The 12,231-nt window shown below is 33.7% G+C and carries 9 protein-coding genes and 2 pseudogenes; 8 read left to right on the forward strand and 3 right to left on the reverse strand.

All coding sequences use genetic code 11. From position 1 onward, the window contains the following. The first annotated feature begins 255 nt into the window (after positions 1-255). The 4 genes from ACFQZ1_RS13755 to ACFQZ1_RS13770 all read left to right on the forward strand — a co-directional run bounded on the left by ACFQZ1_RS13755 (position 256) and on the right by ACFQZ1_RS13770 (position 5,265). Positions 256-1,011, forward strand: coding sequence for an ABC transporter ATP-binding protein (locus tag ACFQZ1_RS13755; RefSeq protein ID WP_377882741.1), 756 nt, complete (start codon positions 256-258; stop codon positions 1,009-1,011). 23 nt (positions 1,012-1,034) lie between these two features. Beyond that, a complete protein-coding gene (locus tag ACFQZ1_RS13760; RefSeq protein ID WP_377882742.1) occupies positions 1,035-3,005 on the forward strand; it encodes an ABC transporter permease in 1,971 nt (656 codons plus the stop codon). A gap of 78 nt (positions 3,006-3,083) precedes the next feature. Further along, a complete protein-coding gene (locus ACFQZ1_RS13765) occupies positions 3,084-4,673 on the forward strand; it encodes an ATP-binding protein (protein ID WP_377882743.1) in 1,590 nt (529 codons plus the stop codon). Beyond that, entirely contained in the window at positions 4,642-5,265 is a 624-nt protein-coding gene (locus tag ACFQZ1_RS13770) for a response regulator transcription factor (protein WP_017154357.1), read from the forward strand. The genes ACFQZ1_RS13765 and ACFQZ1_RS13770 overlap by 32 nt, the downstream gene beginning before the upstream one ends. 269 nt (positions 5,266-5,534) lie before the next feature. Here the strand turns inward: ACFQZ1_RS13770 and ACFQZ1_RS13775 are convergent. Together ACFQZ1_RS13775 and ACFQZ1_RS13780 are read right to left on the reverse strand one after the other, a co-directional pair. Continuing rightward, a pseudogene (locus ACFQZ1_RS13775) lies at positions 5,535-5,681 on the reverse strand (DUF6262 family protein); the annotation flags it as partial. Further along, positions 5,671-6,402: pseudogene (locus ACFQZ1_RS13780) on the reverse strand (tyrosine-type recombinase/integrase); the annotation flags it as partial. The pseudogenes ACFQZ1_RS13775 and ACFQZ1_RS13780, both read right to left, overlap by 11 nt. A gap of 456 nt (positions 6,403-6,858) precedes the next feature. Here ACFQZ1_RS13780 and ACFQZ1_RS13785 point away from each other — a divergent pair. Further along, positions 6,859-8,460, forward strand: coding sequence for an ATP-binding protein (locus ACFQZ1_RS13785; protein WP_377882744.1), 1,602 nt, complete (start codon positions 6,859-6,861; stop codon positions 8,458-8,460). A gap of 1 nt (position 8,461) precedes the next feature. Next, entirely contained in the window at positions 8,462-9,157 is a 696-nt protein-coding gene (locus ACFQZ1_RS13790) for a response regulator (RefSeq protein WP_377882745.1), read from the forward strand. Between the two features lie 242 nt (positions 9,158-9,399). Here the strand turns inward: ACFQZ1_RS13790 and ACFQZ1_RS13795 are convergent, their stop codons facing one another. Then, the gene (locus tag ACFQZ1_RS13795) at positions 9,400-10,707 is read right to left on the reverse strand and encodes a CitMHS family transporter (protein ID WP_377882746.1); all 1,308 of its coding nucleotides are present in this window, start codon (positions 10,705-10,707) and stop codon (positions 9,400-9,402) included. A gap of 400 nt (positions 10,708-11,107) precedes the next feature. On the opposite strand from ACFQZ1_RS13795, the gene ACFQZ1_RS13800 reads away from it, so the two are divergent. Then, complete coding sequence (locus tag ACFQZ1_RS13800) at positions 11,108-11,362, forward strand: hypothetical protein (protein ID WP_377882747.1); 255 nt, start codon at positions 11,108-11,110, stop codon at positions 11,360-11,362. A gap of 320 nt (positions 11,363-11,682) precedes the next feature. Further along, entirely contained in the window at positions 11,683-12,228 is a 546-nt protein-coding gene (locus ACFQZ1_RS13805) for a helix-turn-helix domain-containing protein (protein ID WP_377882748.1), read from the forward strand. Positions 12,229-12,231 lie beyond the last annotated feature (3 nt).

A 12,231-nucleotide genomic window follows, 5' to 3' on the forward strand; every position in this document is an offset into this window, starting at 1 on the left:
TATATGACTAATATGTTGCAACCTTTTATTTTTGGAACTGATTTTTGAAACTGAATTTGCATAGTATTTTTCTCTATTTGAATAGAAGTAAATAAAGCACCATAAACGGTCGTTTATGGCACTTTTTTCACCAATTGGACAGGTTTGTAGTGCACAATACAAAGGTGTGAGTAGAAGAGTGCGTTTTTTACTCATGTTTCCTTATATGTTGAATAATAAACTTAACATATTAATAAATTGAAGGGAGTAAATATGATGAATACATTAGTATCTGCAAAAAATGTGACAAAGATTTACAACAAAAATCAATTACCTGGACTTAATAAAGTATCTTTTGACATTGAATCGGGTGAATTTGTTGGGATTATGGGGGCGTCCGGATCTGGGAAGACAACTTTATTAAATATCCTATCAACCATTGATACGCTTACAGATGGAGATGTTTTGATAAATGGTGTCAATATTAAAACACTTAATGATAATAGATCTGCGGATTTTAGGAAGGATCATTTAGGCTTTATTTTTCAAGAGTATTTTTTACTCGATAGTTTAACAGTGCAGGAAAATATTGCTGTGCCACTTACTCTGTTACACAAATCCCCAGGAGAAATTGAATCGTCTATAAATAGTTTAGCAAAGCGTTTCGGGATATTCGAACAATTATCAAAGTACCCTAGTCAACTATCTGGAGGGCAAAAACAAAGGGTTGCGGCAGCAAGAGCGATTGCGAAACAGCCAAGTATTTTATTTGCAGATGAACCCACAGGCGCGTTAGATTCAAACTCTGCGACAGAGCTACTTCAAAAATTAAGAGAAGTAAATGAGGAACTTCATACAACAATTTTAATGGTAACTCATGACGCTTATGCAGCAAGTTTTTCAAGCAGAATCCTAATATTTAAAGATGGGGGTATTATAAAAGAATTAAAAAACAATGGACAGGGTCGAAAAGAATTTTTTGAAGAGATATTAAAGGAAATCTCTAAAGTTGATGAAAAACGATATAACTAAGTGTATGAAAGGAAGACATGAGCGTGGGATTATTAACAATAGCAAAAAAGAATCTGAAGAATAACTTTTCCTTCTATTCGTTCTATTTTGTTTCAGTAGCTTTTGTGCTGATGGTGTTTTTCTCCTTTATTTCTTTTTCCATGAACGATATTATCATGGAAAAGATTTCGTCTGATGGTAGAGTAGAAACAATGTCGAGAACGGTGGCAGTCTTTGTTATGACATTTGTATTATTTTATATGTCATATTCCAATACTTTCTTTATGAAAAAAAGAATGAAAGAACTTGGAATTTATTCGCTCTTGGGGTATCGAAAGTCAACCATGGTAAAGCTATTAACCTTTGAAAATATTGTTATTTGTTTTGCTGCTCTAATTGTAGGAATCACTTTTGGTGCTATTGCTCATAAAGGAATTGTCGAAGCGATAGTCAGAGTACTAAAATTACAAATTGATACTTCTGAAGTGCCAATTATTAATCCTAATGCGGTACTATTCACTTTTGTTTTTATATTTGCTGTTTTGACTGTTTTATTTTTATCAAACTGGATAATTCTTCGAAAAAGTTCCTTATTGACTTTGGTACGTATGGAAAAAAAGGAAGAAAAAAAAGTGAAAATCAATACAGCTTTCTCGTTACTGGGATTATTCTTGATTTTAATTGGTTATTTCTTAGCTATTGATATTACAAGAGGAACTAAATCATTTTGGAAAACGATAGGGTTTTCACCAATCGCACTTTTAACAATGTTAAGTGTAATACTAGGGACAATTTTCTTTATTCATTCTTTTTTACCATATGCCATTCAAAAATTGAAGAAAAAGAAAAATTGGTTTTATAAGGAATCGAATATTATTATCATTCCAAACTTTATATTTAAAGTCCGTTCGAAGGCAAAAACTTTAATTTTGCTAACTTTATTAGCTGCAGGAACTTTGGCTATATTTTGTTCCACTATACTGACTCTCTACTACCCTGTTGCTGCTACAGAACGTATCATACCGTCAGCTATTGAGTTTCCGGTGGAGGATAAGCAATTAGCTACTAAAGCAATTAAAATCGCACAAGATACAGTCGGCAAAGAAAATATGAAGTATAAAGAAACGACTATTATCCACGCAACATCCTCTTCTGACAATTTGCCTAAAGAATATAGCGCAAAAAAAGAACATGGATTTGATCTTATATCCGAGTCGGATTACAAGGAATTAATAAATATTCAGGATAAAAATGTAGAGTTTAAGAATTTAGCTAAAAATGAAGGTATCTTAGTAAAATATCGACCTGAAAAAGAAAAGTTAGATAAAGGGAAAATATATACTCTGAACTTAACACCTACAAATAACGTGGATATAAAAGTAAAAGAGACTACATTACTTAATCCAATCGGATTTGCAAATAGTGTAGGAACTTTTATTATTTCGGACCAACTTTACAAAGAAATAAAAATCTTAGGGCTTACAGGAAAGACTATGATGAGCTTTAATGGAGCAGATATGAGAGATAACAAGGAAGTTTATGAAAACTTAGCTCCACTATTTAAAAATAATATTTATTTTACAAGTAGTTACCAAAAAGTAGACTATATTATTCAACAAAATAGCTCAACATTCTTGCTCATTAGTTTTGTTACTATCATCTTCTTTATTGCAACAGGTAGCATTCTCTATTTCCATAACCTTTCAAGTATGATGTCGAATAAAGATGAGTTTACAATTCTAAAAAGAATGGGGTATAACAGGAAAAATATAAAAAGAATAATAAGTAAAGAAGTCTTTACGTTATTTAGCATCCCCTACGTATTAGGGTTAACGCATAGTATTTTTGCACTGCTGGCCTACAAAACTGCTTTAATGGACGATTTATTAGGAAAAAGCAGTGCCTTTATATTACCTATTCTTGTTGCGGTAATTATTTTTACCCTGGTGTATATCATTTATTATTTGTTAACAAAACGAGCATGCTATAAAATCATATTTAACGATAAAAAGTAAAAATTTGTAGATAAAGCTGATGATAGTAGGCAAACATTAGCTTTATCTGCATTTAACCTAGTAAAGGCAAGTGAGTTTATGAAAAAGTACTATGAGCAAAAACAAATCTTTATTTTAATTAATCAACTTTGTATGATTATTTTTTTATGTTATGAATTTTTGCAGAGTAATATTGTAGGAACAGCAAAGTTACTTCCACTAACGCTTATAACGATAATGCTCATCTACGGAGCATACATCAGTTTTGTAAACGTAAAAGAAAACAACACGCTATCACAATTTTCTAATTTGCTACTCTTTACTTCATGGCAGTTTTTACTAACGCTTAATGGGAGTGGAATTTTTTATACACTAAGTATGCTACTTAGTGTAGTGGTTCTATATATGACAGTACAATTTTTGCTCCTGTTCTTTTTCCAAGATTCTAACTTTACTTATAAAAAAGAAACAGATTGGATTCTACAGATTACATGTGTATTAACATTAATTGCGAACTTTATAAACGATAAAATATTTGCCATTTTATTTTCATGTCAATGGATTTTTAGTTTTAGTTGTATTATTTTTCTGTTCTTGAAGCATCGAAAACGAATTAAATTTGTCTTCAAAAGCGAAAAGAAGCATTTGCTTAGATCTGTTACTATTCTTATTTTTCCCTTTAGTATATATGCTATGGTGTTTGCAGAGAGTCCCGAATATTTAAGTAATTTAGGATGGTATATAGTGATCCTGTTACCACTATTTAGTATTACTGCAATAGCTTTTAAAAACCATATATCTATGAGGCAATATTTTCTCTTAAAAGAAGATAAAATGGGCTTAATATTTTTATGTTTTCTTGTTTTTATTAGTTCGCTTGGGGTGTTGTTTAGATTTAATATGATTACTTATTTCATCATTATACATACAATTTTTTGGTTTATTCAGCTTTATTTCATATTATTATTTCAAGACACAAAAACTACTATCTTAAATTCAGATACAGAAGAACTAAAAACCTTGCCAGAGAGCTCTTACGTTCATAACCTCGTACAGATAGCTAAAGAGGAAAAATTAAAAAGTGGGTTTTCTGATTATTTACATGACGAAATATTACAAGATATATTAGCTGTTAAAAATATGATGAATAAATCTAACAAAGAAGAGATCCATGAAATGATAGTAGAAACGCTGGGAAACTTAAACCAGTCAATACGTGTACAAATGCAAGAGTACCATCCAACCCTATTAAAAACACTCACATTAAAAGAAAATTATAGCAATTTGCTTGAGATGATACAGCAAAAATATGGAATGAAAAATATTGATATATCTTTTAAGTGTAATGAAAATTTATTTTTAGTTGAACCCTATCATCTTGTTATATACCGAATTTTAAAAGAATTGGTAACAAATGCATTCAAACATTCGGAATGTTCAAAGCTAGTTTTGAGTTTGACACAAGAAAATAGTGAAATAGAACTTATAGTAAAAGATAATGGTAAAGGCCTGATGGCTACCGAAACAGGCGCTCTTAATGGCCATAGAGGATTGAATTCGATTAAAAAACAGCTATTTTTATTAAACGGTAAAATGACAATTTCAGAGTGCAATCCTACTGGCTTATGTGTTGCTATTCTTATTCCCATGAGAGGAGATGATTCCTATCAATATTTTATTAATAGATGACCATGCTTTGTTTGCAAAAAGTTTGGAGATAGCCTTAGAAGATTATCCTGAAATAGACCATTTTTACTCATTACACTTATTACAAAATATTGAAAATGTCATTGCAATCATCAATGAGTTTAAGCCAGACATTACCTTAATAGATATTAACTTAAGTAACATCAGTAGTGAAGATGGTTTAGGAATAGCAAAAAATATTTTAGATAGTAAATGTGACACGAAAATAGTCATATTAACAGGCTATGATTTGCCTGTTTATCGGTATGAAGCTCAAAAAATCGGTGTAAGTGGTTTTATTAATAAAAACATTATGCCAGATAAGTTATTGCAAATTTTAATTGAGATTAATGAGGGTATTTGCTATTTTCCAATGTCCACGGACTATGTTGAGGAATTGACCCATAGCGAAAAACAAATCTTACAATTACTATGTGATGGATATAAGCGTAAAGAAATTGCGTCTATGTTATATGCTAGTGAACGCACAATTTCAAACCATATTCAACACATATTTGATAAGTTGGATGTTTCATCCTCGTTAGAAGCTGTAACCAAAGGAATAAAATCAGGTTATATTCAGCCTAATTATTAAAAATAGTTAATTAAACTAATAGCTTTAAGAAAAAGAAAAACGGAGCATGACAGTCACAAAAATACAAGTCACGCTCTCGTTGCTTTATAGATTGATGTTCTTCTAAGCGTACAAAATTCGCGTTTTGCGGTCGGGACCCCAGTATTGAGCAAGACCATCCATATATTAGATTGAATGCTCCAAATATTAATGGTCTTGCTTTGTTTTCTTTTCTAAAAAGGCTTATGATAAAATTGGATCTTTTTATTAATTATTAAAATCTAAAGCTCTTAAATCTGTTTATATACATCTGCATAAGCAACCTTCAATTGCTCACGCAATTGTTTTTTCTCTTCTTCTAATTTCTTAATCTTACGTTTCAAAGAGGCGATAATTGCATCTTTATTGTTTTCATCTATCTCCCGCTTCACCTGTTTTTAGTTTTGCCCCGTTCTCCAATTCCCCTCGGTCCGTCAGATGAATACGATGTCCTTTTCCGTGGTCGAATCGTAAGTCTTCCAAAAATAACGAGAGAGCCTCTCCAATCCGTAATCCTGTCTCAAACAATAATTGGATGAGGAAAGTGTCGCGTATATTCGTGGTGGCTGCTTAGACCTGCTTCACCTGTTCCTTTGTAAGTATCTGTATCCTCTTACGAGGCTCTTTTATCTTTAACACATTCCGTATAGATGGCTTATCCTTATTGACATGATGAAGGAAGCTTTTGTACGGTTTTCTGCCTCCCGTAAAGATCTCACGCATCAACTTCTCGCTCATATCATACGGCAACTCTTCATTACGGTACAAATAGTCATAGAAGTTTGTGACAGCCGTGACCGTCAGGTTCACCGTCTTCTCTGTTTTCTTTGACTTTACAGGTCGAAGGGATGTCACCTTTGTGCTCTCATGAGGATTCCGCAACCAGCCAATAAACTCCACTAAGTCCTCCAGTCTTATATGCTTGTAATCTTTCCTTATCTCCTGCAAATACAGAAAATACTGTTTTAGTGCATAACAGTATGTCTTCTGGGTGTTGCTACTTTTCCCTGTAACATCTAAAAACTTAAGGTACTTTATCACTGGGATTACAGGAAAGCCCTCTTTGTCTACTAACATGTATCTTTTACCTTCCTCCAGTTTCACTTCTTGTACACGCACAGTTCCTCACCCCTAAAATCTTTTTACGTTCAGTCTACCGACCTCCCTACGCCTCCCGCTATGGGCTACGTCCTCTACCCCCTTGAACAAACGTAAATTCCTTAAACATAGTATACATCTTATACGATTTTTTAAATCTCTTGTTATGTGATATATAATGTAATAAAAAAGAGGATATGTCCTTCATATTAGACATAATATCCTCTGTTTATTATAGTACGTTTAAAAAAATTCTAGAGTTTTCTTATTTTTGATATATCTAAAAAAGGCTGGATATGATTGAATCAAGTGACATAGTAATTACATTGTTATAAGGTAGGTTATAGATTCATAGCTTGTATAGGAAATAGATCTCTTAGTACAATATAGATAAGAGGAATGTGGTTCATATAATGTAGAATTAAATTTCTGTATATTCTTAAAACTTAAGTGTGGTATTAGTTAGGGGATCTTGCTTTGAAACTGAAAAAACTAAAATTGCAGCCAAGAGTTGCATTATTTATAGGCATTCTTGTTTTGTTCGTTATCGTTCAAATGAGTATTTTATTTTATTACATATTATCTGATAGCATGGAAGATCAAATTGGGAAGAGAGCTTTACAGGTAGCTAAGACAGTGGCTTCTATACCAGAAATTCGTAAGGCATTTCATACAAATCATCCATCTGAAGTGATTCAGCCAATTGCAGAACAAATTCGAGCTGAAACGGGCGCAGAATTTATTGTAGTCGGTAATAAGGAAGGGATTCGTTATGCGCATCCTGTACCGGATAGAATTGGTGAAAAAATGGTTGGTGGAGATAACGAGGGTGTACTAAAAGAGGGAAGATCTTACGTATCAAAGGCGACTGGAACTTTAGGGCTTTCTGTACGCGGGAAAGTTCCAATTCGTGATGAAACGAATAAGGTTATAGGAGTTGTGTCCGTGGGGTTTCTTGCAGAGGATATACATGAAGTAATAGAAAAACATAGTGTTCCAATCTTGTGGGTAGCTGTATGTGGACTTGTAGTAGGTATTGTTGGTTCTGTCTATTTGGCACGGGGTATTAAAAAATTAATGTTTGGATTAGAGCCGGAAGAGATTTCTTCTTTGTATGAGGAGCATAGCGCTGTAATTCAATCTGTACGTGAAGGGATTATAGTTATTGATAAACGAGGGTGTATTAGTTTAGTAAATCAGGCAGCCTGCGATATCCTTTCTCTACGGCAAGGGGAGTATGTTATTGGGGAGCCTATTTTGCAGATTGTGCCCAATTCTTCCATATTAGAAGTACTTTGGACTGGAGAGGAACAATTGGATCGACAAATGGATTTAAACGGGAAAGTAGTGATTGTAAATCGATTGCCTGTCAAAGTAGAAAATGAAGTAATCGGAGTCGTTTCTAGTTTCCGGCTAAAATCAGAGATTGACCAGTTAACCGAAGAACTCTCACAAGTAAAAACATATACAGAAGCACTTCGTGCGCAGACACATGAATATAAGAATTTTTTATATACATTATCAGGATTAATTCAACTAGAATCTTATGAGGAAGCGATAGAGCTTATTCATAAAGAAACAGCTCTTCAGCAGGATTTTGTACAATTTATTATGACAAAATTACAAAATCCGTGGTTAGGAGGAATTGTAGTTGGTTTTTATAATCGTGCTAAAGAATTAAAAATTGATTTGATAATAGATCGAGAGAGTTGTTTGAAACAATTGCCAGCTCATATAGATAGTAACCATGTTGTATCAATTCTCGGCAATTTAATTACGAATGCTTTCGAATCAGTAGAGAGAAAAGAAGAGAATAAGAAAATAATAAACTTATTTGTAACAGATATTGGAGATGAAATTATTATTGAAGTAGAAGATTCTGGACCTGGAATTGATGATAAGGTTGTTGCACATATCTTTCATAAAGGTTTTTCCACGAAAGAAGGCGAAAAGCGTGGGTATGGATTGGCTAAAGTGAAAGAATTAGTAGATGAATTGCATGGTAACATTACGATTGAAAAAGGGGACTTAGGGGGAGCTTTATTTATTGTGGCGTTACCAAAGGAAAGAGGGGAATAACATGTCTCAAACTATTGAGGTGTTAATTGTAGAGGACGATGTTCGCATTGCTGAAATTCATCGCCGTTTTACTGATAAAGTAGAAGGGTTTACTGTAGTGGGTACAGCAATAACAGGGGAGCAAGCAAAGGAATGGATAGAGCTTGTAAAGCCGCAGCTTGTATTACTTGATGTTTATTTACCTGATATGAAAGGAACAGATTTAGTAACGTTCATTCGTCATAATGTGCCAGATACAGATGTTATTATGATTACTGCAGCATCTGAAGTTGAGGTTGTTCAGCGTGCACTCCGTGGTGGAGTATTTGATTATATTGTAAAACCGCTTATGTTTGAAAGGTTCAAGGAAAGTCTAGAAAACTATCGAAATAAAGTGGAGAAATTAAAGCAATCTCAAAAATTATCACCAGAACAGATTGAAAGTTTATGGAACAGGAGAAATCAGGGGGAGAGTACTCATATAGAACATTCGCCTAAGGGGATTGATCCTTTGACTCTAAAAAAAATTTTACAGTGTGTGTTAACAATGGAGTATAACGGAATAACTGCGGAAATGCTTAGTAAAGAATCAGGAGTCAGCCGTTCGACAGCAAGAAGATATTTAGAGTATTTAATTTCGCAGAAGAGAATTTATGCTGAACTGATTTATGGAAATGTGGGACGACCAGAAAGAAGATATTTTCCTATTTCTTCATAATTTAAAAAAAGGAGAAGAGCAGCTCGTATACAAAGGGGCTGCTCTTTTTTGTGGAAAGTAGCCCGGAGTAGATGAAAAAAGAAACTCCTTATGGGAAAGGAGTTTCTTGTATAGAATAAGCGAGTCCTGTTTCTATCTTATTAGCCTAAAATATGATTATACATGTTACAAATTATTATGATGCAGGCTTTTTTATCCCGCTATTCGTGGACAGTAAGGCCCCCACTGATGGAAGTTTCACTTTATAAAGAAATTACCCCTGTAAGAATAGCAATGAACAACATAAAGAGTGTCGTTCCAACGGCCCATTTTAATGTGAATCGTTGATGATCTCCAAAATCAACTTTTGCCATTCCTACTAATAGATATGTAGATGCGACGAGTGGACTAAGCATATGAACGGGTTGTCCTAATAAGGAAGCCCTTCCCATTTCAGCAGCACTAACTCCGTAGCTTGCTGCAGCTTTCGTAAGAATTGGCAGCACACCGAAATAGTAAGCATCATTAGACATAAAGAACGTGAATGGCATACTTGTAATTGCTGTAATGATTGGAAGATGCGGGCCAAGGGAATCTGGAATAAGAGCAACTAAACTATGTGCCATCGCATCGACCATTTTCGTGCCTGATAAAATACCCGTGAAAATACCAGCTGCAAATACTAAGGAAACAACTGCTAACACATTTCCGGCATGGGAAGCAATCCGTTCTTTTTGTTGTTCAAGGTTCGGATAGTTAATCATGACAGCGATTGCAAAGGCAATCATGAATAAAACAGGAAGAGGTAAGATTTCCATAATTAAACATGTCATAAGAACTACAGTTAATAAGAAATTAATCCATAATAATTTTGGGCGTTTATAATCACATACTTCTACAGTTGCTGCTTGTTCTGTAAAAGCTGATTTCTCTGCTGTGGAAAATTGAATATCGACGATTCCTAATCGTTTCTGTTCCTTTTTTCCAAGCATGTAAGCGACAAAAATCACCCATATTGCCCCGCCAATTAACGCTGGAATAAGCGGTGTAAATAATTGAGAAGCATCAAGGCCAAGTGCGCTCATTGCTCTAGCAGTAGGACCACCCCATGGAATAATATTTGTTACACCAGCGCCTAGCATGACAATTCCGGCCAAAATGAGTGGATTCATATTAAGGCGTTTATAGAGCGGATACATAGCAGATACAGTAATCATATATGTTGTTGTACCATCACCATCTAAAGAAACAAGTAGTGTCAAAATGGCTGTTCCAACAACAATTTTTAATGGATCGCCTTTTACAATTTTTAATATTCTCGAAATAGCGGGATCGAATAAACCGCTATCAATCATAATACCAAAGTATAAAATAGCAAACATTAACATAATACCAGTAGGTGCTAAATTTTTAATCCCCGCTAGCATCATTGGACCTACATTAGCATAAAAACCGCTTATTAAAGCAAATAAAGTAGGTATAAGCATTAAGGCCACTAGTGCGGACATTCGCCTTGTCATAATTAAAAACATGAACACAAATACCATTGCAAATCCCAATATTGCTAACATAAAAAACCCCTCCTTAATAAATTGATTACGCTTTCAATAAATGATTTAATTTTCAGATAATGACGTTATTACGGTCATGATACGTGATAAAGGATACCTGGTAAATAATTAGAGAAATAAATCTATTAAAAGCATAATTTTTATATAGTTCATTTTGTTCACAGGTTTATCAGAAAATGGGCAAGAAACTCCCATCTTCAAAACGCGCAGGGCATAGCCCAGGTTAAGGTGGGGATGAAAAAACCCCGCTGATGGAAGTTTTACTTTACTATATTGGTATAGCTAACTAGAAAATGTAATACAATTCAAACCTTTTAAAATATAAAAGATCTGGAATAACAGTGATAGAATGGGTGAGGAAAATGAGATTTTGAATAGGAAAGTAAGGAGTAGAGCTTGTATGAAAGCAGTTATTGAAAGTGTCTATAGTCCATGTAATGGAGTAGTAGAAGAAGTGTTAATCAATGAAACGTCTTATGTATATGAATGGGAAAAGCTACTTATTGTTAGAAATAATAAAGGTGTATTAGAAGCAGCAGCAGTTGGGATTAGTGGAAATATATTATCTATAGATGTAGTAGTTGGACAGGAAGTAGATACGAATACAGTATTGTGTAAAGTAGAAGATGATTTTTTAATAACGGGATGCGAATAAATTTCATTTTATTAAAATATAAAAAAGACAAAAACGAGTATGTGTGTAAGTAATACATGTACTCGTTTTTTTGTAATGAAAAATGATATACCGAAGGGTTCTATTCGTTGCTATCCATCAATATTTTTAATATGAATGAAAGATTATCCCGCTATTCGTGGGCAATAATCCCCCCACCTGAAGATTGCGAGAAACGAAGAAGATAGGTGGAGATGAAGCCCCGCCACTGATGGAAGTTTCACTTTATTTTGTATTTATTTTTGTTATCATATTTGATAATATAATCATAAGATATAGTAAAGGAAGTAGGTTTTTTTATTATGAAAGAAAAAAAGATGGACATATTATTTCATCCGATTCGTTTTCAACTTATTCAAGAGTTTATTGGTGGAGAACGATTAACAGCAAAGCAACTTGCTAAAAAATTACCTCATATTCCACAAGCGACGTTATATCGTCATTTAGAAAAATTAACAACAGCACATATTTTACAAGTTGCTCAAGAAACGCAAATACGAGGAACGGTTGAAAAGTTATATGTGTTAAATAACAGCGTGGCCAGTGTTTCACAAAATGATTTACAAGATGTAACAAATGAAGAGCATATGCAATATTTTATGATGTTCGTCACACAGCTTACAGCAAATTTTAAAGATTACTTGCAGCAAGATCATATTGATTTTGAGAAAGATGGAGTGGGATATCGACAAGCAAGTTTTTATATGAGTGATGAGGAGTTTCAAGAATTTATACAGGACATGAGTGGAGTGTTTTTAAAAGCAATGGAGCGCAAGCCATCTCCAGAGCGAAAGAGAAGAACCATTTCAACGATTATAATTCCTGAAAGGAATGGGAAGGGAGAATAAAAA

This window comes from Bacillus sp. CGMCC 1.60114 (assembly GCF_042676365.1).
GTDB classification, from domain to species: Bacteria; Bacillota; Bacilli; order Bacillales; family Bacillaceae_G; genus Bacillus_A; species Bacillus_A rhizoplanae_A.

Bases quoted from the DNA above. Each gene is read 5' to 3' on its own strand.
- ACFQZ1_RS13755 (WP_377882741.1), top strand. From the start codon at position 256: ATGAATACATTAGTATCTGCAAAAAATGTGACAAAGATTTACAACAAA.
- ACFQZ1_RS13765 (WP_377882743.1), top strand. From the start codon at position 3,084: ATGAAAAAGTACTATGAGCAAAAACAAATCTTTATTTTAATTAATCAA.
- ACFQZ1_RS13770 (WP_017154357.1), top strand. From the start codon at position 4,642: ATGATTCCTATCAATATTTTATTAATAGATGACCATGCTTTGTTTGCA.
- ACFQZ1_RS13790 (WP_377882745.1), top strand. From the start codon at position 8,462: ATGTCTCAAACTATTGAGGTGTTAATTGTAGAGGACGATGTTCGCATT.
- ACFQZ1_RS13795 (WP_377882746.1), bottom strand. From the start codon at position 10,707: ATGTTAGCAATATTGGGATTTGCAATGGTATTTGTGTTCATGTTTTTA.
- ACFQZ1_RS13800 (WP_377882747.1), top strand. From the start codon at position 11,108: ATGAAAGCAGTTATTGAAAGTGTCTATAGTCCATGTAATGGAGTAGTA.
- ACFQZ1_RS13805 (WP_377882748.1), top strand. From the start codon at position 11,683: ATGAAAGAAAAAAAGATGGACATATTATTTCATCCGATTCGTTTTCAA.